Raw genomic sequence first — 20879 nt, 5'->3', positions numbered from 1 at the left:
TTTCTGTGGGCTGATCAAAAAAGAAGACGCTCTCAGGCGAAATCTTTTTCTTTGCGCTGCAGATTATATTTGCGCATTTTTTCGACCAAAGTCGTACGCCGGATATTTAATTTCTCAGCAGCGCGGGCAACGATGCCGTTAGCATCATCCAGCGCCTGCTGAATTAATGAACACTCAAGATCCTGCAGATATTCACGTAAATCCAGACCATTAACCGGCAGTAATGCCGGAGAGTCGATACCCGCCAGGCGGCCATCATTCTGGGTTACATCAGCAATAACCGGCACCGACAAGCTTTCATCATTGTCATCCACATGGCGGAATTTCTTCGGCAGTTCATTAACCCCGATCACGCCATAGGGATGCAGAATCGCCAGCCGCTCCACCAGATTGGCCAGTTCCCGAACGTTACCGTGCCAGTCATGACGGCACAGAGACATAATGGCAGCAGAATTAAAGCGGATAGAACCGCGTTTTTCGTTTTCCAGACGGGAAATCAGCTCATTCAGCAATAACGGCAGATCTTCGACGCGCTCCCGCAGAGAAGGCATATCAATCGGGAATACATTGAGACGGTAGTACAAATCCTCGCGGAAAGTACCATCTTCAATCATCTGTTCGAGGTTTTTATGGGTAGCCGCAATGATGCGCACATTTGTCTCAATGGTTTTATTGCTGCCCACCCGCTCAAAGGTATGTTCCTGCAGAACACGCAGTATTTTTACCTGCATATTCAGCGGCATATCGCCGATTTCATCGAGAAAGAGCGTACCGCCTTCAGCCATTTCGAAACGCCCGGGGCGGCTGTTAATGGCTCCGGTAAAGGCGCCTTTTTCATGACCGAACAGTTCACTTTCCAGCAACTCAGCAGGAATAGCGCCACAGTTAACCGGCACAAAAGGTTTATTTCGACGATGGGAATGGTAATGCAGATTGCGCGCAACCACTTCTTTACCGGTACCGGATTCACCCTGAATCATCACGCTGACGTCTTTATCCGCAACCTGCATAATCAGCTCACGGACATGCTGAACCTGACGGCTGGTGCCCACCAGACTGCGGAACAGCTGTACCTCTCGGCGCTCTCCGCGACTGCGGTTATGCGTATATTGTTCGCGATATACCTGGCAGCGATGCAGGCTGTCGAGCAATTTGTTGTAGCTCGGAGGCATCTCCACATTCGCTAATAAAGCACGGTGAATATGCTCAGGCATACTGTCTGGCAATGAGCTGTCGCCCATAAAAAGAATCGGGATGCCTTTATCCCAACTCAGTAAACCTTCTATTACGTCTTCCAGCGCAATGGAACTACTGTCACCAAGAAGGACGGCGCTGATTTCTGTACTGTCTTCGATTTTACCTTCCACCTCCCTGCGCCAGTCGGTGGTCTGAGCAACAATTGCTTCTTCGCCAAGAAAATCAAGAATGACTTTCATGTCGTGTCGCCGCTGCGCATCATCGTCTACCAGCAGTACTTTAATTTCTCTCCACATGGTGGTCAGCCTTTCCTTCCCAATGTGACTATCGGTCAATTCTTCTTTTTATAACGTCATAAGATTGACTGGAACTACGTAAGTTAAGTAGCAATCCATAAGCAAGTCAAACTTCTGACGTTAAATAATAATTTGTTGTTAAGCGTTCACGCTGGGGGCATTTATAGCTGAAGGTGTCGTCAAAAGACAAGGCACAATCTGTCCACCGTGAACAAATTGCGCCGGGATTCCGAAGGGAAATGATTAAATTTCAGACAGAAATATGGCTTTCCAGGCGAACATCGCTGACAGAATTAACAGAAGGTGATGCAGTTGTGCCATTCAGACTTTGCAGATATTCCTGACGGATACCATCCCAGCCCTGTTTAACTTCCAGTAACAGGCTCATCACCTCATCGATCATCGCCAGGTTGTTCTGACTGGTGGCTTCCAATAGTCGGCGATTCATATAGTCATAAAGACGGTCAAGATTCTGCGCCAGTTCACCGCCGGCCGAGTGGTCCAGACTGCCCTGCAGAGTCTGGATAATTTCCATCACCCGTCCCAGCAGATTGGCTTTGGTATCCATCTCTTTACGCTCAATCGCTCCTTTCGCCTGTGACATGCGCGTCAGCGCTGCCTCCATCAGCAATTGAATCAGGCGATGAGGGTCGGCATCCAATACTTCGGAAGTCACATTAACCTGCTGATATTGCTTAGCACCGCTCTTATACATGTCACGTCTCCTGAATTCGCAAAAGCCTGTTACCAATGTTACGGCCGCATGGAGAATATCTTTAGCCTCTGTTTCATTCCTTACACACCCACAGAGCCACTCCAGTATTCCATAAAAACGGCAATGCCTCGCCGGACGGCAACCATAGCCACCCATTGTTGCCGCTATAAAAATCGACAAAACCCTTATTATTCAATCACTTAAAAAATGGCACACATTATGCTGACAGGGAAATTGTCAGTGCATTTTTTAATGAGGCTTTAATTATGGCTAGCGCACAACTACAGACCGTCGCCCGCAGTGGTACAGGGGAACACCGCCACCTGTACGAACTGGCGAGCAAGCTGTACAGCGATGCTGTTGCACAGCAGGATGAGCACCTGCTGCAGGAAGCCTGTACTCTGGCTGAAGCAGCACAGCAGCTGCGGCCTGACAACCTTGCCGGATTAAACCTTCTTGCCCGTATCGAACTGCAGCGTCAGCATGTCGCCGCTGCAGAGTACTGGGTTAATCGCGGCCTGAGCATAAAGCCTGACAGTGCCAGCCTGCTGTACAGCGCTGGCCATATCGCCCTGAGCCAACATCAGCTCGATAAAGCCGAAGATTATTTCACCCGCTCCTGTCGTATATCGCGGGTGGCCACTAAAGCAGCTAATTTCCTCGCCCACGTAAAATTACTGCAGGGAGATTATGTTGAAGCTTTCCGCCATTACCGTGAACTGATCAAAACCCAGTCACGCGACAAGCAGATCCGCAGTAAATTATTTGAGTCTGCTTCCCACGTTATAGCGGACTTTTATTCAGAGGAGCTGGAACAGGATCTGTTACGCTACTTCGATTTTACCGATAGTGATCACAGCCAGTTACGCAGTCTGACCACATCACTGCTGAAACATAAATTACGCTTATCTGAAGCCGGATGCCCGCTTGAACTGGAAACCATTGCCAACGACAACCTATTACTACAGGCACTGACACGCTTTTATTTTTGCGATCCATTAATTGAGCGCTTGCTGCTGACTCTGAGAAAGTCTTTGTTACTGTCCTGCAGCAGTAACCTTGCCATTAAAAAAGATCTGCTGCCACTGGTCTCAGCATTGGCATACCAATGCTCATTAAATGAATCTGTCTGGTATATAACCTCACAGGAAGAAGCTCTGGTACAGCAACTGGAAATACTGTGCACAAAGATGCTGAGTATTGATGAGCTGACAGCAGATGACATCTATCCGGCTCTGTTGCTGCTGCAAATGTATAAACCATTAATTCAGTGCGAATTTTTCCCGGCGTTAAGCAGTAAAAAACTGCAGTGGCCAAAAGTAATGGATAGCCTTATACGTCAGGCGATTACTGAGCAACAGAATCTGAACAGCATTATTAACAGTATTCCGGCGTTAGGGGAAAGTGCTGACCACACTTCACGAAAAGTGCAACAGCAGTACAATCAAAACCCCTATCCCCGCTGGACAGACATAGGGTACAGCCAACCGGGTAATTACCGGGCGGCGTTACAGGCAGCATTCCCTGAGCACGGCCTGCTCGCTCAAGCTGACGGCGGCTCACTTGATATTCTGGTTGCCGGCTGCGGCACTGGCCGCCATGCCATCCGTCTTGCACAATATTTCACGCAGGTAAAAGTCTGCGCACTGGATCTGAGTTACAGCGCACTGGCTTATGCGAAATATCAGGCAGAAAAGCGCCACAAACGTAATATTCAGTTTATTCAGGGGGATATTCTGCAGCTTGATAAGCTCCACGAAACCTTTGATGTAATTGAATGCTCCGGCGTTTTGCATCATATGCACTCTCCTGTCACTGGCCTGCAGGCACTGACACGGAAACTGAAATCCGGTGGCGTTATTAAGCTTGCCCTGTACAGTGCAACTGCACGCCGGCAGATCAGTGAATTGCGCAAACTCTGGGGAAATAAACAACCAGGAAAACCTGCAGAAATGCGTCTGGTACGTGAAGCTTTATTACAAAGTTCGATTGAAGGTGACTGGACTGAGATCTATAACTCACCGGACTTTTACAGTCTGAGCGCCTGTCGCGACCTGCTGTTTCATGAGCAGGAGCATGTGTTTGATGTACTGGAATTAGAAGGTTTTCTGGCCAGTGCCGGACTGGAATGGATTGGTATGCTGCCGCCCCCTGAATCGCAGGAATTACTCAGCCTTACAGGTAAACACAGCAGCCGGATTACCGCCGCAGAATGGCACACACTGGAGCAGAATAATCCGCAGTTATTTGCCGGTATGTATCAGTTTTATGCGCGTAAACCATAAAAACGGACAGATGACAGCTGAACCTGAGCTGCCATCTGGCCGCGCTTCCTAAATCCTGCGTTTTATTTTCCTGCGCTTAAAGCTGCCACTGTATCGGTGCTTCACCACGGGAAATAAGGTAATCGTTAATACGTGAGAACTGGCGATTACCAAAAAAGCCGCGGTGCGCAGATAACGGTGAAGGATGCACCGACTTCAGCACCAGGTGCTTCTGCGGGTCAATCACGGCACCTTTTTTCTGCGCATAACTGCCCCAGAGGACAAATACCAGCCCTTCACGCTGCTCATTCAGCGCACGGATAGCCGCATCAGTAAACTGCTCCCAGCCCTTACCCTGATGTGAACCGGCATTGGCCTGCTCCACCGTCAGCGTTGCATTCAATAGTAAAACGCCCTGATCAGCCCATGGTGTCAGATCACCACTGCCGCTCATACGCAGCCCCAGATCACCTTCAATTTCTTTAAAAATATTCACCAGTGATGGTGGAATTTTTACCCCGGGCTGTACCGAAAAACTTAAGCCATGAGCCTGCCCCGGACCGTGGTACGGGTCCTGGCCAATAATCACCACACGCACCTGCTGAAACGGCGTGTGATTAAAGGCATTAAAAATCTGTGGACCCGGAGGGAAGATAACCTTACCCGCCGCTTTCTCTGCTTTGAGAAATTCACGCAGATTATGCATATAAGGTTGCTCCAGTTCAGAACCAAGCACTGCCTGCCAGGATGGATGTAATTCTCCGGCTTTTCCCATGATTAATATCCTTAAAAACTGTCTGTTAACTGTCCGGGTTGTCTGTGGCAACAGGCCCTAACAAAACAGGCAGCCGAAGCTGCCTGTTGTTATCGTCTGCTCAGCGTTAATCCGCCAGAGGCTTCATGTGCGGGAACAGAATAACGTCTTTAATGGTATGGCTGTTGGTGAACAGCATCACCAGACGGTCGATACCAATACCTTCACCAGCCGTTGGTGGCAGACCGTATTCCAGCGCGCGTACGTAGTCTTCGTCGTAGTGCATCGCTTCATCATCGCCGGCATCTTTTTCTTCAACCTGCTTACGGAAACGGGCAGCCTGATCTTCGGCATCGTTAAGCTCGGAGAAGCCATTGGCCAGTTCGCGTCCGCCAACAAAGAATTCAAAGCGGTCGGTCACAAACGGGTTGTCGTCGTTGCGACGCGCCAGTGGTGACACTTCCCACGGATATTCGGTAATAAAGGTCGGCTGATTCAGCTTCTCTTCGGCGGTGGCTTCAAAGATTTCACACACCAGCTTACCGGCACCCCAGCCTGCTTCTTTCGGTCCCAGATGGATACCCACGCTGCGGGCATACTCTTTCAGGGTTTCGATGTTGTTTTCAGCATCGCGCAGAACAGCCGCGTCCATTTCCGGATTATATTTGAGGATGGCATCCACCATGCTCATGCGGGTAAATGGCTGGGCAAAGTCGTAGGTCGCATCACCGTATTCCAGCGTGGTGGTGCCCAATACGCTTTCGGCCAGGAAGCGCAGCATGGCTTCGGTGGTATCCATCATGTCGCGGTAATCGGCATACGCCTGATAGAACTCGATCATGGTGAATTCAGGATTGTGACGGGTGCTCAGACCTTCGTTACGGAAGTTACGGTTAATCTCGAACACACGGTCAAAACCGCCCACCACCAGACGCTTCAGGTACAGCTCCGGCGCAATACGCAGGAACATATCGATGCCCAGTGCATTGTGGTGAGTTTCAAACGGTTTGGCCGAAGCGCCACCGGGAATGGTTTGCAGCATCGGGGTTTCCACTTCCATAAAGCCGCGCTGCGACAGGAAGTAACGGATACCTTCAATAATTTTTGAGCGGATCAGGAAGGTACGGCGGGTATCTTCGTTAATGATCAGGTCAACGTAGCGCTGACGGTATTTCATTTCCTGGTCAGCCAGACCGTGGAATTTATCCGGCAGCGGACGCAGTGCCTTGGTCAGGATGCGGAAGTTGCTGAGCTCGTCGATATCGACATACAGCTCGCCCTTACCGGACAGGTGTAACGTACCTGAACCGGCCACGATGTCACCCAGATCCAGCATCTGCCAGGCTTCGCTTTCTTTCTGCATGCCTTTGGCCATGTAAATCTGGATCGAGCCGGTGCTGTCCTGAATCCCCACAAAAGGACCACCGCGACGCATCACACGACCGGCAACAGCAACACGGATACCGGCAGCGGCCAGTTCTTCCTGACTCTTGCTGCCGTGTTCGGCTTTCAGCTCACCGGCCAGATGTTCACGACGGAAATCGTTCGGGTGAGCATTCGATTTGCAGTTGCTGCGCAGCTGTTCGAGCTTGGCGCGGCGCTCGGCGATCAGTTTGTTCTCATCCTGAGCTGGCTGCTCGGTCACTTTGTTGTCTGTCATGGTGTTACCCTAAAAATTAGATGATACGAAGCGTGTGGTTACAGGCCTTTTTTCAGGCTGGCTTCGATAAACTGGTCAAGGTCGCCGTCCAGTACCGCCTGGGTATTGCGGGTTTCAACCCCGGTACGCAGGTCTTTGATACGGGCATCGTCAAGTACATAAGAACGGATCTGGCTGCCCCAGCCGATATCCGACTTGGTATCTTCCAGCGCCTGAGCCTCAGCATTACGCTTCTGCATTTCCAGCTCATACAGCTTGGCTTTCAGCTGCTTCATCGCCTGGTCTTTGTTCTTGTGCTGCGAACGGTCATTCTGACACTGGGTCACGATACCGGACGGCATGTGGGTAATACGTACCGCCGATTCGGTCCGGTTAACGTGCTGACCACCGGCACCGGAGGCGCGGTAAACGTCGATACGCAGGTCGGCCGGGTTAATCTCGATATCGATATTGTCATCAACTTCCGGCGATACGAACACGGATGAGAATGACGTATGACGACGGTTGCCGGAGTCAAACGGGCTCTTACGCACCAGACGGTGTACACCGGTTTCGGTACGTAACCAGCCGTAGGCATATTCACCTTCGACGCGGATAGTGGCGCCTTTGATGCCCGCGACTTCGCCTTCAGAGACTTCCATCAGCTCGCCCTTGAAGCCATGCGCTTCGATCCAGCGCAGGTACATACGCAGCATCATGTTTGCCCAATCCTGAGCTTCGGTGCCACCGGAGCCAGACTGGATTTCAACGTAGCAGTTGTTCGGGTCCAGTTCGCCGGAGAACATACGGCGGAATTCCAGTACTTCAAGCTCTTTCTGCAAGGCAGCCAGTTCGGCGCGTATATCTTCGACCGAGTTTTCGTCTTCTTCTTCAACGGCCATGTCCAGCAGGTCACGGGCGTCACTCAGGCCGGTATCCAGGGTATCAATGGTTTTGACCACATTTTCCAGTGCTGAGCGTTCTTTGCCCAGCTCCTGCGCACGTTCCGGGTTATCCCAGACGTCGCCCTGTGACAGTTCCTGTTCTACTTCTTCCAGACGCTCAAGCTTGTTGGCGTAGTCAAAGATACCCCCTAAGCACGTCAGTGCGCGCTTTCAGGTCTTTGATGGTTTCGAGGATCGGATTAATTTCCAATGTAATACCCTGTTGTCATCCGGCAGACAGGCCGGTCGGAGTCAGTACGGCCGGCGCTCAGGGCGCTGGCGACAAAAAAGAGGCAGCATTTTACAGAAGTCAGCCGCCGGATGCGAGTGTGTTTCAGGCTGAGGCCACGCCGCAAGACGGCTCAGCCGGGGCCTGAAGAGCGCAGCGGCTACAGGTGGTGATTGAAACCATGGCAGCTCTGGATGTTGCTACTGCTTATGACGTAGATAGGAAATATCTAATAAGGCTATTGCAAATCCTTCGCATTAAGATTAAATTACAAATCAAAGTGATTCGCATCCGGATTTGATTACCATGTACGTATGTTTGTGCAAAGCCGTTACCCAGCAACAGATTGAGCAGGCTGTCGAGCAAGGCGACAGTTATGCCCAGATCCGTCAGAAGCTGGGCGTTGGTACCGACTGCGGCTGCTGCGGTCAGAGCGCTAAGCAGATGATCCGTGAGCATACATCCCGCCTGCCGCCCTGCGAGTTCGCAGTAGCCAGCTGAGAAAACAGCCATTCAGATGCAAAAAAAGAGCGCTCTGGGCGCTCTTTTTTATTGGCTGACATATTGATCAAGAGTTACGACACAAAGCTTTTATCCGGCTGCCCGTACCGGGCCGTTTCCCCAGTCCTGAGCCATCTGACGCTGCAGCCCGGCCAGATCGACCAGCGTATTCTGGCTGCAGACTCTTCCCCGGCGAATTTCCCAGGTAGACACCGCACTGAAGCCAATAACTTTATTATTTGGGGGAAAACCAAACAGTGGCTTCTGAAAAGATCCACTGAATGTCGATATCGTTATAACGCGATCACCTTCCGCCATGATTTCTTCAATGGAGACATCAAGATCGACGATGGAAGTGCGAATTTGTTTGACGTATTCGACGAAGGAATCAATGTCCTTAAACCCTTCAGCAAACGTCGTATGGTAAACAAAATCGGGGGTGGCAATCTGACGCAACAGACTGAAACGTCCGGTATTCCAGGACAGATTAATAAAATGCTCTACGAGTTGTTTATTATGGTCTGACATGGCACATCCCTGCCCTAAAAGTGGAACTCCTGCCGAACCGATGTGACCGGTTCAACTAAGTACTCAGGCATTCTGTACCAGGGTGGCGCAATTTGCCAATCTAATCTTATGTGCGATATATCTCACATTCAGGTATAGCCCGCGACGTCCCTGTCCGGGTCAGGGGTTATTTCTTGGAGTTATTCATTGCTTCAAACTGCTGCTTCACATAATCCAGCGTGGTATTGAGCGTCTGAATGATGGAATCGTTGTACAGGAACTGGGCTTTAAGTCTGGCTTCCTGCGCAGAGATACGTGCTTCCATCCGGTCACGGTCTTTATCCACCGCTTCCAGTTCATCATCCAGCCCCGACTGTTTAACCCCGATGACGCTTTTCTGGCCATTAAGGAAACTGTCCATAATATCTTTCAGCTGATCGCCAAAACCGGTGATATAGGTAACGCTACCGCGCTCGCCGATATTGCCACCGGTAATTTTCAGACGCAGACCGGAAGCATCATCGATCGTACCCACCTGATCTTTACCCGGCTCACCATCCCCGGCACCGCGAACAAAACCAAAAATGGCCGCCGCTTCATTGGAGAAATCCGTCATTTCAACAGATGACGATGCACCGGTTGAGGCTGAAATAATGCCGAATTTATTATTTGCAAAGGATGCCGGATCGCTGGTGAATTCCACTTTGACGGCAATGCTTTCATCTTTAAATGCCGCGGTATCATTAATCGCCTGTTGCAATGCCTGGGCCAGCGTTGCGCCACTGTTATAGGTCGCAGGCTGATTTAATGTCACCTCGGCTTCAACACCATCGATCTTGATCTTAAAAGTGTTATTGGTTGCATCGATATTCACCGGGGTCGAAAAGTCCGCCGCTTCATTACCGATGTAATAACCGTTACTGGCTTTCACATTACCATCAACGGCTCGCAGGAACTGGCCATTACCCGTTGCTTCTATGCCGTTAATGGTACCGGCAACGTCTTTGCCTTTAGCCGTTGAGGGCGAGTACTGGCTGACATCCTGCAGACCGAGGAAAGCAATCGACGAACTGTCCAATCCGGTAAAACCAACGGCTGTGCCCTGACCACCAATGGTGATATTCAGGGAGCCAAGATCTGATTCCGGATCGTAAACATAATCAACCACGGCATCCAGATCGTAGCCAAAGGTTCTGGAGGTGTCGGTCAGGCCAAGTCCATCATAACCATTGCTGACAGTTTCAGCCGCAAGACCCAGTGAGCTTACGGCGGTGCCACCCAGATTTTTAATTTCCAGAGCAGCTCCGGAGCCAAAGGTAGCAGCGGTTTTAACACCGTCTTTACTCTGGGTTTCAAAGTACAGCTGGCCACTGCCATCAACACGGGCTTTCACATCTCCGGCAGCAAATTGCCCGGTCGCAGCCAGTGCAGTATCCAGCGCCTGCTGAATAACAATCAGATTGGAGTCGGCATTATTACTGCCGGTTGTGCCATCGCCGTTTACATCCACATTGATATCGACGCCATCCAGCGTCAGGGTGAAGGTTGCATTCTGCCCGCCACTGAAATCAATACCGGCAGAAATATCGGCAAAGCTGCTGCTTTGCGCGCCGCGACCGTCGCTGACAACTTCAATATATTCTTCGTGCCCGGTTGCTACGGTGGTTAATTTCAGCCCGGTTCCGTCCAGGCTGGCACTGACCACTCCAGCACCAAAAGCATTATCCAGTGCGGTCTGAATATCCACGATATTGTCACCGGAATCGCTGTTAACCAGCACATCTTTTTCCACACCCGATACATTCAGACGGAAGCCGGCATTGGTTGTGGAAAAATCAATATTGGTGCTGATATCACGGGTTGCCGTTGCGGTTTCCGCACCTTTAACCGCACCGGCAAAATTAGCATCACCGGCCAGCGTAATATTTAACTGATTCTGAATCTCTGCCGCTAAGGCATCGCCTGTTGCATAGGTACCAGCCGGCACAGAAACCTTGGTGGCACTTTCAATACCATCGACCTGCACATTAAATTCAACCGGTGAGCCAAAGGTCAGGCCCGGATCTTTACCGTTAGTCTGTACGCCCTGAGTACCATTAAGACCCAGCTGTACATCCGTGGTATTAGAGCCAACAGCGGTCAGCTCAATACTGCGTGCAGTGCCCTCAGCAACGGTCTCAAAAATCAGATAACCGTTATCATCAAACGACGCCGTTACCTGACCATTCAGGGCTGTCGCATCGATGGCGGTCTGGATAGCCTGCAGGGTATCTTTTCTGTCACCAAATACCCCGTCACCATTCAGATCCTGGCCATTGGCGTTCTGATTAACCACCACCGCTACCGGACCATTACCATCAACGTCGAGAGAAAAGCTCGCGTTACTGACCGAAAAATTGATTCCGGTACTGGCTGACACTGACGTATTGCCGATCTGAGTCGTAGCGCCTTTGCCATTAAAAGCTTCGGCATTCAGCGTGGTCAGCTCGACGCCTTTATAGGTCCCCTGACCGAGCTTATTAAAGCCCAGTGTGTTGGCCAGATTAGGATCGACAGCCGCAAAATACACCTGCGACTCAGAGCCGTATTTGTTTGAGGTAATGGAAAAGTTTTTATCCGTGGCATTGTAATTAACCGAAACACTGTGCCCATATTTAGACAGGGTTTCACTGCTGTTAATCTGCAGCGCCAATTGCTTGGCCAGATCCTCACCAGAGCTGTAACTGCCATGGGTAAGTTCAATACTGGCTGTCTGGCCATTTACGTTAATACGGAAATTATCGTTGCTTTCGTCAATCACAACCGGTGAAGAAAAATCCAGCGAAGACAGTGATCCACCAACGTATTTAGCCTGACTCGCTAACTGAGTAATGTTGACGTCATAGGTGCCCGGCTTGGTATTGATTGAGTCGTTAACGTAGGTAATCTGGCTGTCGGTGGTGGTACCGGATTTAGCCAGCAGGCCCACAATCGACGCCCGGTCTTCGGCCATCGCTTTTTTGAATTTGGTGGTATTAAAATCCAGCTGGTAGTCATTATCCCGGTTGGTATCAACCCCAAGCTCAGTCAGCGAACGGTATTTACCGGTTAAGCCAACAATGGGCTCACTGATCATGGCGCGGATCTGCGACATCATGCTGCGAATCGTCGAATCCCCCAGCAACAGGCCCGCCTGTCGTTTATCAGCATCATAACCGGACAAATCATCGACAAAGCTTTTCAGCTCGTTATAGGCATCGACAAAGCCCTGGATACTTTCAGCTAATTTATCGGTATCGGCACTGACTGTAACGCTGATGTTTTTACCGACATCGGCATTTTTAAGATTAAGGGTCACCCCTTTAATCACTTCATCTACGGAGTTACTGCTGCGGGTGATGGTCAGGCCGTTAACATTCAGCTGCGCGTCTTCGCCGCGGCTGGTCTGGCTCATATTGGCAGCAGTGTTCTGGTTTTCATTAAATGCCAGCGCTCCCAGCCCGCCACTGAGCATGGCGCCGGATTCATCCAGCGCGACAATACGCATGGCATTTTCAGCCCCGGTTTCTTCCGAGGTCATCAGCAGACGATAGCCGCTGCCATCGTTGATGATACTGGCGGTTACACCCATATCGGCATTATTGATCGCGTCGCGGATACCACTGAGGGTGCGGTTGGAGTCGTCGATGGTAATGGTTTTGCCGAGACGATCCGGATTCAGGTCCTGGCTGACAAAATTGCCGCCGGCGCCATAGGTGATATCACCAAAGGTGAATACCAGTTTTCCGGTGCCAATAATTTCGTCAAAGCTGCTGTAGGTTTGTGTTGCCAGGGAATGGGATTTAGCCGTGTTCAGCACTTCGACGTTATAGGTGCCCGGCTCAGACAGACTGGAGGTTGTTGCGGTCAGAATATCTTCATCAGACGAAGTCGCCGTGGTTGAACTTACCAGGCTCGGGCTGGATAAGCTGTTGGCCGCAGACTGTACCTTCGCCATCATCGACTGAATCTCACCATAGGCGGTGATTTTGGCTTCCACCAGCTGCTGACGGCTATCCAGACGCAGCGAGGTCGCTTCTTTCTCTGCACTGATGATTTTTTCCACCAGATCAGTGGTCAGTACTCCAGACCCTAATCCCAGTGATTCTATGGATGCCATACCTGTTCCCCCGTGTTACCGAACCATCCGGTCTGTATCAAGCGTAGATGGCCCTGAAACAAAAAACCCTGTACTGGCTTTATCGGCCAATGCAGGGTTTTCTGAAGGGTTGTTTACCTAACCCATACACTGATCACCTAAACTTGTGCGCTGAACAATAAAGATGGTTCTTCATCATTCAATTTCTGCGCCAGTTCCAGAGCCAGCTCACTGGGAATCTGTCGGATCAGTTCCGATGACGCCCGGTCATAGACGCGGATAATGGTCTTGCCGCTATCTTCGTCCAGCTGGAAATCCAGTGTTCTTTCAGTTTGCTGTACATACTCATTGATACGGGAAATTGCTTCTCTGACCTGGTCCTTATTCAGTTCCGCAACTTTCTCAGTTCCAACCGGCAAAGACTTGCCGCTATCGGAACCTGCAACCGGATCACTTGCCGCCTTGGCGTAAGCTTTCTTTCCGGCTGTAGCTGAGGGTGATACAGCTGTATGGTCTACCACATTCAATTTCAGCTCGTTCATAAGTCACCTCTCAGGTTCTTGGTTAAGCAGCCTGGGGAAGGCTGGCCTTCCCCATCAGTCCGCTATTATCCCAGAAGAGACAGAACCTGCTGACCGGCAGCGTTCGCCTGAGCCAGAACCGAGATACCTGCCTGCTGCAGTACCTGAGTACGGGACAGCTCGGCGGTTTCAGCCGCGAAGTCCGCATCCTGAATCCGTGAGTTCGCGGAGTTCAGGTTCTCAGAGGTCACCTGCAGGTTACTTACAGTAGAGCTCATACGGTTCTGGATCGCACCGAGGTCGGCACGCTGGCTGGCCACCTGACCAATCGCGTTGTCGATCGCAGTGATCGCAGCAGTCGCACCTTCGAAGGTCGAAATATCGATCTCTGTCAGGAACTGACCGTTTTCGCCACCACCGTAAGTACCGGTGTTGAAGCCCAGAGCTTCAAGCTCGGTATTACCGTTGCTGCCGACGTTGACTTCAATTTCTTTCGCAGAAGTCAGCTTCACGGTTGAGTAAGTAGTTTCGTAAGTATCTGCTTCAACAGAAGACTTAGTACTTGTACCACCCTGACCAAAGGTCGCTTCACCGATACCCTCTACCGCAGAGTCCAGACCGAATACACGACCGATTGAAGATGAAGAACCAGACTTATCATCAATCGCGATCGAGATGTTGCGGCCATCGGCAGCGGTCAGAGAGATAGACTCACCGTTATCGATTGCGGTAACACCGGTCTGACCTGCGCTCTGATTGATCAGTGCAATCGCATCAGCACGGGATTTAGCGTAATCAATGTTACCGCCGGAATCAGTCTGCAGGGTTACCGAACCAAGAGACACACCGTTGATGTAGATACCAGCCTGATCACCATTCTCGAAGGCATTCGCCTCTGCCTGGGTCACTGCAGTACCACCAACAACTTCGGTTGGATTCACAGCCGCCTGCACACCAGTCTCATCCGATACTTCATTGATCGCGGCGGCGACAGCGATACCGGACAAGGTTTTGTTGGATGACAGGATACGGGAACCGTCAGATGCAAACTCGGCACTCGCCTTATCTTCGCTGGTTTCTGCAGCTTTGATACTGACGCCGTTAATGGTCAGGTCACCGTCTTTCAGACCATTCACACCATCATAAGCAGTGGTCACACTGGTGGTGCCTGATGCCAGTAACTGGCCGGCATCATCCGGATCAGACAGAGCAACAGTCACTTTAGTACCGTCGTCAGACTGGAAGGCCAGAGAGCCCTGTACAATATTGTTAGTACCGGAAGCCTGGAATGCAGCAGCAGCGTTAGTGCCTACCGCTACGTTACCAATCGCGCCTGAAGTATCGAATACCACCAGACCCGCAGAGCCTGCTGTGGTTGTGGAGAAGTTCTTCACATCCAGAACCAGTGCACCGGCAGAGTTTACGGTAGCGCTTACATCCAGATTCTCAGCAGAGAAGTCACGGGCGTTGATTGCATCAGCAGCATTCTGTGCAGCAACGGTTGCGGTTGAGCCCGCAGTGAAGCTGATCATTGCACCACTGGTACCGGTACCCAGCTCAATGGCTGTCGCGGTAGTTGCCATAGTGACAGTCAGTTTGACGCTTTCATAAGCGGTCACACCGGCCACATTGGAGATGGCTGCCGCCAGGTTGTTCACGAAACCACCACTGGCCATAGTACCGATGGAAGTAGCACCGTTAACGGTTACTTCATAGCCGATAGAAGTGGTGGTATCGAAACCGGATGCTGCTGCGCTGGCAACACTGACGAAAGTACCGGCAGGGGTTGCGTTCGCGGCAGAGATATCCTGAGTCTGGGCATCGCTGACCACACTGGCCTGACCTGATTCATAAGTACCTGCAACCAGACCAGCATTGGACAGGTCACCGTTACCGGTACCGTTACCACCTTCGATCACGATTTCTTTCACGTCACCATCGGCGATCAGAGTGAAACCACCTTCGTACACGCCCGTAGCAGCCAGACCAGTCTGAGCGGCACTCAGAGTGCCCAGATTGATGTCAACGTTACGGCCATCAGCGGCAACCAGCTGCACACCACCTTTATCGAAGCCGGTATCAACCGCAACAACACCGGTCTGATCAGACACAGCGTTAATCGCTTCGAGTACCGAGGCACGGGTAGTAGAGCCATCGTTAGAGGTTTGAATATCAATGTTCACACCGTTCAGGCTGATGGTTCCGCTGGCAGCAGAAGCCGTCATTTCAGAACCGGAAACAGTGTTTTCATTCACCTGCGCAGACACACCGGTCTCTGCGGAGTGACGGTTTACTGCAGCCGCTTTGGAGATAGCGGAAGCATCCGCACCACTGGTGGAAGCAGAATCATCTTCTGCACGGGAAGCGGTAATCGCTACACCGTTAATGATCAGGTCGCCGTTAGCCAGCGCGTTGTCAGTACCGATGGCACTGATACCGCTTTCTTTGCTGGAACCCAGCTTGCTGGCAGTCAGTTCGGCAATGGATACGTCCACAGTCTGACCAGCGTTAGCACCGATCTGGAAGGTTGCTTTGAAAGAACCGTCCAGCAGTTTACGGCCGTTGAAGTCGGTTTCATCAGCAGTACGTGAAATTTCAGCAACCAGCTGATCAACCTCAGCCTGAAGAGCTTCACGGTCAACGTCGGAGTTGGTGGCGTTAGCAGACTGTACCGCCAGTTCACGGATACGCTGCAGGTTGTCGTTCATAGAACCCAGCGCACCTTCAGCCGTCTGAGCCAGTGCGATACCGTCACCGGCGTTACGCACGGCCACATTCAGACCTTTGATCTGAGAGGTGAAACGGGTAGAAATCGCCAGACCCGCGGCGTCATCTTTGGCACTGTTAATACGCAGACCAGAAGATAAACGTTGCAGAGCCTGTTGGTTGGCAGACTGGGATTTATCCAGATTGCGCTGCGCGTTAATAGAGGCAATGTTGGTATTAATAATTTGAGGCATGGTGTTTCTCCTGTACCTGCGTTACAGAGCCAGCGCTGTGCTGTAGTAGCAACGTTGCTGCACTCCCTCTGTCTTTGTCATACCTTTTAACGGCACACCCGGCAGGATCTTTAGAATTTTTTTTGCGCCAATATCACGACACAATCCCAACCGACACGGAATTCTTAAGCGATTGAAACCATTGGAAATTATTCTGAATGTCAAAAAAACGACAAAAAATCAGCCAGAATAAAAACCGCGACACATCACTCCCGCAGCGATGGCTCCCGGGGGTTCACAGGCATGTATATTGCTTTGTTCAATGAAAAGAGAGGCTTTTATGACGCACCCTGCCGAAATCAGATTCAACAAGAACATCGCTTACCTGCAGCAGCACTATCCCTATCTCTACAATCTGGCGCAGAACACGCCCCTGCGGAAGCTGACACTGGATATGGACGATCATGGCCGGGTCGATATTCACAGCGGTAATGCTTACTTTTATAACGGTGATGCCAGAGCGTTCGCCCGGCAAGAGGCCGAACAGTTCAACACTATCGTCGCTCCGGGCAATGCCATCCATGGCCTCAGGCCCCATGGCGCGAACGCCTTTAAGGCACAACGCTATTTCTCCCGCTCAATCACCCGCCTGTACCAGGACACACAGGTTGATCAGACCGAGGATTACCAGATCCCGGATTTCCTCGCCCTGGTGGCCATCATGGGGATTGGCGCCGGTTTCCATATAGAAGAGCTGGTCAACCGGCGGGAAATACTTGCCCTGATTATCTATGAAACCGATCCGGAAGAATTTGTCACCTCTCTGTACTGCATCGACTGGGAAGCCATTTTCCTGAAATTCAGCGAGCGCGGAAAATCCATCCAGCTGGTCATTGGTGACTTTAAGCTGGCCACCGATCAGTATGCGGTGCTCTGGAATCAGCTGATTGATCATCCGCCCAGCTTTTCCCTGTGTACCTATTTATATAATCACCGCAACCAGGATAAGTACCGCAAGGTCATCAAAAAAATCCAGAAAGATCTGAAAGTGTATCTCTCGCTCTGGGGGTATTACGACGATGAAATCAATCAGATGAATAACGCCCTGCATAATTTCCGCGCAGGGAACGAACTGCTGCCACTGGCCGATAAACAAGCCATGAACTGCCCGGCTTTTATCATAGGTTCCGGCCCATCCCTTGATGACCGCATCGAAGATATCCGCAAATATCAGGGCAAAGCCGTGCTCTATTCGGCCGGGACAGCACTGCGCGCATTATACAAACAGGGCATTAAGCCGGATTTCCATATCGAGATTGAATCACACTATGAGCCTTTCCGGGTGATCAGTGAAATTAATGACCCGGAATATCTGCAGGATATCACCCTGATCTGCTCGGCTCAGACAACGCCGAAAATTCCGCCGATGTTTGGCAGGGTAATGCTTTTTATCAAAGACTCCACCGCCATTCATGAGCTGAGCAAAGACTTAACCGACCAGATCCGTGGCACAACCCCAACCTGTACCAATGCCGCGCTGGCCATCTGTTATCACCTGAACCACCAACAGGTATTCCTGTTTGGTACGGACTACGGCTTCCGTAATACCGGTTCACACCACTCCAAGAATTCGATTTATTACAGTGAGCAGCGCTCTGATCTGGTGAAGCAATCCACCAATTACCAGCAGCAGGATCTGATTGAGATTGAATCGGTTGATGGCTTACCAATGCAGACAACCATGATTTATAACGCCTCCAGACGCCGGCTTGAATCAGACATCAGTTATTTCCTGAAAAACAGAACGATTGAAGTTTATAACTGCGCTAATGGTGCAAAAATCGAAAACGCTGAGCACATGGAGCAGTCCCGATTCTGTTCGCTGATGGAGTCATCGGCCGCGAAAAAGGAAAACGATCTTCAGCTTATGTCAGACAGGAAAAGGGCTGTCTTTTCACCGGAATTCCTGCAGCAACGGACTGATGAACTGGAAAGTAATCTGAGAAAGATCGCCGATGATATTCTGAATATGATGGGCAGTGGCCAGAAAACCCTGACACAGCATTATCAGAATCTGCATATCGTCGGTCAGTATCTGTCCTTTGGCCTGAGCCGCTATGGTGCTCTGCAGTTCTTAATCCGCGGAGCCATATGGCATTACCTGCATGCCGGTGCCTCTGTTGCCCTTAAACTGCAGAATTCACCGGAAAAAATGGCGGAATATATAGAGCGCTGGGAAACCAATTTCCGTCACTTTATTAATACCGTACCGGATCATGTGCACAACGTCGTCAGCAAAGAATTTAACGACTCAGATCCATGGATTCATACTGCGATTGATGACCCGGATTGTCCGGAATATGAACCATAGCCACCGGGCTATGGTTCACAGCTGAACTATTCCAGCATAAGTATTAATAACGATAAGGATAAGTTGCATCGCCATGCCAGCCATAAGCCTGTAATGACTGTGCAATTTCATCATAGAAGGACGACGCGACCACCATAATCCACTGGCTGGCGTCGTCTTTATTCTGAGCAATCCATTCTTCGGCCGGCTGAATCCGGCATTGTTCATAACCGGCAAAAATTCTTTCTGATTTATTCGGGTTACCATCAAGAATAACGTCCGGGACAAAATCCAGAAAACTCATTAATGCCCGGCCGCCGGCACCCGCTCCCCACATTGCAATCTTCCGTCCGGAAATCTGCTCAGCCAGCCGTTGCTTCTGCGCATCAATACCCTGCTGAAAATGACCAATATTCTCTGGTACCGAAAAACTCAGTGCCTGCTCACGGTCACGGGTACAGAATGCAATCAGGTTACCAACATCGGAAACCTGATATTTCTGAATAAACCAGCCATGCCGGGCCAGCAGAACCTGCAGCGAATGCTTGCAAAACAGACTTACATGCTCAACATGAAAAGGCGCCCGGCTTTCATGTTCGATTGCCCAATCCAGACCCGGAGTTTCAATAAACATTGCCCCGTCGGGATTCAACAGCATGGATGCTGCAGCGATATAGTCATCAAAGTCAAAGACGTGTTCGATCACATGGCGGCTGTAAATAATATCCACTTTCCGCCCCAGTGCTTCTGCAAATGAGCGGTTGAAAAAGCTGTTATAAACGCAAAACCCCTGCTCCTCGGCTTGTTCCCGTGTTTCATCGTTTGGCTCGATGCCCAGATACTCCATCTGCGGATACAGTGTGCGAATCTCACCCAGCACCTCTGCAGCAGAACAACCGATTTCCAGCACGCTCTGAAAGCGTTGCTCCTGCCCGGCGACACATTCCTTGAAAAAGCCGACAAAATCCTGAGTAAATTTTGTTCCTATATGGCCTGGTCGTGGCGTGTAGTAATGCTGTTTATACAGGTTTTCCAGCACAGATTTATCATAATGCCGCTGATAAGCTTGACCGCAATCACGGCATAATCCATATTCAATATCGACCTCAAAAGGTGGCTGCAGTGTTTCACCGACCGGAACCGGATGCTGATACACCGGAAATTTTTTCAGTGTTAACAGAGTTTCTGACTGTTCGCCGGCACACACCGGGCAGATAGTTTTTTGATCCGTCATACTCAGTTCTCCAGCCAACGTAAAATAGTTAATGCCTCTGCCCGTTCAACCCCCGCACTGGCTCCGCGCATCTGCGCCAGTGCATCGATTGCCTGATAGGAACGATAATGAGGATAAGCCCGCATTTCCGCATCGTAACACTGCAGAGCTTCCTGTTTTTTATTCCAGTCCTGCTCACTCAGCGAGATATAGCAATTAGGGTTAAAAGCAGCACTGGCCGGATTCCAGCCGGTTGCGCTCACCACCTCAAAGCTGGCAATTCGCCGTACCGGATGGCCAGGTAAAGGCCGACAAGCTGTCAGCGTTGCCTCCAGCGCCCGGCGGTGATCAGCATTCAGATCGGCGGCAGAATGGGTCAGTACCGTATCCGGTGCATAAGCAGCAATATGAGGTTCAATTGCCTGCACAATATCCAGCAAAGGAACCTGATCAAGCCGGTTATCGGGAAAGTTCAGCGTTGCCAGAATCTGATGACCCAGTACAGCAGCGGCCGCCTCTGCACCACAGGTCCGCTGGCCGATGCGCTCTTCGCCACCGGCACGCGATGTCTCACCATCAGCCAGAAATAAACAGGCAACGTCTTTACCTTCTCTGACCCAGCGATGGATTATTCCTCCGGCACCCAGCACTTCATCATCGGCATGGGCGGCGATAATCAGTATCCGTTTCATT

14 protein-coding genes are annotated in these 20879 nt (G+C 50.8%); 3 read left to right on the top strand and 11 right to left on the bottom strand.

From position 1 onward, the window contains the following. Positions 1-32: 32 nt before the first annotated feature. Both B3P58_RS17645 and fliS read right to left on the bottom strand, forming a co-directional pair. Positions 33-1493, bottom strand: a complete 1461-nt coding sequence (locus tag B3P58_RS17645) for a sigma-54 dependent transcriptional regulator (RefSeq protein WP_145465806.1) — start codon at positions 1491-1493, stop codon at positions 33-35. Positions 1494-1743: 250 nt separating this feature from the next. Continuing rightward, positions 1744-2208 carry a flagellar export chaperone FliS gene (gene fliS / locus B3P58_RS17640; RefSeq protein ID WP_145465807.1) on the bottom strand — a complete coding sequence of 155 codons (465 nt, stop codon included), beginning with the start codon at positions 2206-2208 and terminating at the stop codon, positions 1744-1746. Between the two features lie 266 nt (positions 2209-2474). On the opposite strand from fliS, the gene B3P58_RS17635 reads away from it, so the two are divergent. Next, positions 2475-4493, top strand: coding sequence for a methyltransferase domain-containing protein (locus B3P58_RS17635; RefSeq protein WP_286719381.1), 2019 nt, complete (start codon positions 2475-2477; stop codon positions 4491-4493). Positions 4494-4569: 76 nt separating this feature from the next. On the opposite strand, the gene ung is transcribed toward B3P58_RS17635, so the two are convergent. The 3 genes from ung to prfB form a co-directional block, all read right to left on the bottom strand. Next, positions 4570-5247 (bottom strand): uracil-DNA glycosylase, encoded by a 678-nt coding sequence (gene ung / locus B3P58_RS17630; RefSeq protein ID WP_145465809.1) that lies wholly within the window; start codon positions 5245-5247, stop codon positions 4570-4572. 106 nt (positions 5248-5353) lie between these two features. Further along, on the bottom strand, positions 5354-6886 hold the full coding sequence (gene lysS, locus B3P58_RS17625; protein ID WP_286719379.1) for a lysine--tRNA ligase: 1533 nt from the start codon (positions 6884-6886) through the stop codon (positions 5354-5356). A gap of 38 nt (positions 6887-6924) precedes the next feature. Beyond that, positions 6925-8020, bottom strand: a protein-coding gene (gene prfB, locus B3P58_RS17620; RefSeq protein ID WP_286719377.1) for a peptide chain release factor 2 whose coding sequence is annotated in 2 segments (ribosomal slippage) — positions 6925-7947 and positions 7949-8020 — 1095 coding nt in all. Because the reading frame shifts where the segments join, the coding sequence is not laid out codon by codon here. Between the two features lie 324 nt (positions 8021-8344). Here prfB and B3P58_RS17615 point away from each other — a divergent pair. Continuing rightward, positions 8345-8539, top strand: a complete 195-nt coding sequence (locus B3P58_RS17615) for a (2Fe-2S)-binding protein (RefSeq protein WP_145465811.1) — start codon at positions 8345-8347, stop codon at positions 8537-8539. A gap of 90 nt (positions 8540-8629) precedes the next feature. Here B3P58_RS17615 and B3P58_RS17610 read toward each other — a convergent pair whose 3' ends face one another. The 4 genes from B3P58_RS17610 to B3P58_RS17595 all read right to left on the bottom strand — a co-directional run bounded on the left by B3P58_RS17610 (position 8630) and on the right by B3P58_RS17595 (position 16644). Continuing rightward, on the bottom strand, positions 8630-9067 hold the full coding sequence (locus tag B3P58_RS17610; protein ID WP_286719374.1) for an ester cyclase: 438 nt from the start codon (positions 9065-9067) through the stop codon (positions 8630-8632). A gap of 166 nt (positions 9068-9233) precedes the next feature. Beyond that, positions 9234-13184: a flagellar filament capping protein FliD gene (gene fliD, locus B3P58_RS17605; protein WP_286719372.1), complete on the bottom strand. Its 3951-nt coding sequence runs from the start codon at positions 13182-13184 to the stop codon at positions 9234-9236. Positions 13185-13321: 137 nt separating this feature from the next. Continuing rightward, the gene (locus B3P58_RS17600) at positions 13322-13705 is read right to left on the bottom strand and encodes a flagellar protein FlaG (protein ID WP_145465814.1); all 384 of its coding nucleotides are present in this window, start codon (positions 13703-13705) and stop codon (positions 13322-13324) included. A gap of 65 nt (positions 13706-13770) precedes the next feature. Then, positions 13771-16644 carry a flagellin gene (locus B3P58_RS17595; protein WP_286719370.1) on the bottom strand — a complete coding sequence of 958 codons (2874 nt, stop codon included), beginning with the start codon at positions 16642-16644 and terminating at the stop codon, positions 13771-13773. A 319-nt stretch (positions 16645-16963) separates the two neighbouring features. Between B3P58_RS17595 and B3P58_RS17590 the strand changes: the two genes are divergently transcribed. Next, on the top strand, positions 16964-18994 hold the full coding sequence (locus B3P58_RS17590) for a 6-hydroxymethylpterin diphosphokinase MptE-like protein (protein ID WP_286719368.1): 2031 nt from the start codon (positions 16964-16966) through the stop codon (positions 18992-18994). 43 nt (positions 18995-19037) lie between these two features. On the opposite strand, the gene B3P58_RS17585 is transcribed toward B3P58_RS17590, so the two are convergent. Together B3P58_RS17585 and B3P58_RS17580 are read right to left on the bottom strand one after the other, a co-directional pair. Then, complete coding sequence (locus B3P58_RS17585) at positions 19038-20207, bottom strand: class I SAM-dependent methyltransferase (protein WP_286719367.1); 1170 nt, start codon at positions 20205-20207, stop codon at positions 19038-19040. Between the two features lie 2 nt (positions 20208-20209). Beyond that, complete coding sequence (locus tag B3P58_RS17580; protein WP_225693497.1) at positions 20210-20878, bottom strand: PIG-L deacetylase family protein; 669 nt, start codon at positions 20876-20878, stop codon at positions 20210-20212. Between the last annotated feature and the right edge of the window lies 1 nt (position 20879).

This window comes from Thalassolituus sp. UBA2009 (genome assembly GCF_002335285.1).
GTDB classification, from domain to species: Bacteria; Pseudomonadota; Gammaproteobacteria; order Pseudomonadales; family Oceanobacteraceae; genus Venatoribacter; species Venatoribacter alkanivorans.
The sequence above is the reverse complement of the archived record's forward strand: the minus strand, read 5'-3'. Positions and strand labels throughout refer to the sequence as shown.

Excerpts from the sequence above, each read along its gene's own strand:
- B3P58_RS17645 (WP_145465806.1), bottom strand. The coding sequence starts at position 1,493 with ATGTGGAGAGAAATTAAAGTACTGCTGGTAGACGATGATGCGCAGCGG.
- fliS (WP_145465807.1), bottom strand. The coding sequence starts at position 2,208 with ATGTATAAGAGCGGTGCTAAGCAATATCAGCAGGTTAATGTGACTTCC.
- B3P58_RS17635 (WP_286719381.1), top strand. The coding sequence starts at position 2,475 with ATGGCTAGCGCACAACTACAGACCGTCGCCCGCAGTGGTACAGGGGAA.
- ung (WP_145465809.1), bottom strand. The coding sequence starts at position 5,247 with ATGGGAAAAGCCGGAGAATTACATCCATCCTGGCAGGCAGTGCTTGGT.
- lysS (WP_286719379.1), bottom strand. The coding sequence starts at position 6,886 with ATGACAGACAACAAAGTGACCGAGCAGCCAGCTCAGGATGAGAACAAA.
- B3P58_RS17615 (WP_145465811.1), top strand. The coding sequence starts at position 8,345 with ATGTACGTATGTTTGTGCAAAGCCGTTACCCAGCAACAGATTGAGCAG.
- B3P58_RS17610 (WP_286719374.1), bottom strand. The coding sequence starts at position 9,067 with ATGTCAGACCATAATAAACAACTCGTAGAGCATTTTATTAATCTGTCC.
- fliD (WP_286719372.1), bottom strand. The coding sequence starts at position 13,184 with ATGGCATCCATAGAATCACTGGGATTAGGGTCTGGAGTACTGACCACT.
- B3P58_RS17600 (WP_145465814.1), bottom strand. The coding sequence starts at position 13,705 with ATGAACGAGCTGAAATTGAATGTGGTAGACCATACAGCTGTATCACCC.
- B3P58_RS17595 (WP_286719370.1), bottom strand. The coding sequence starts at position 16,644 with ATGCCTCAAATTATTAATACCAACATTGCCTCTATTAACGCGCAGCGC.
- B3P58_RS17590 (WP_286719368.1), top strand. The coding sequence starts at position 16,964 with ATGACGCACCCTGCCGAAATCAGATTCAACAAGAACATCGCTTACCTG.
- B3P58_RS17585 (WP_286719367.1), bottom strand. The coding sequence starts at position 20,207 with ATGACGGATCAAAAAACTATCTGCCCGGTGTGTGCCGGCGAACAGTCA.
- B3P58_RS17580 (WP_225693497.1), bottom strand. The coding sequence starts at position 20,878 with ATGAAACGGATACTGATTATCGCCGCCCATGCCGATGATGAAGTGCTG.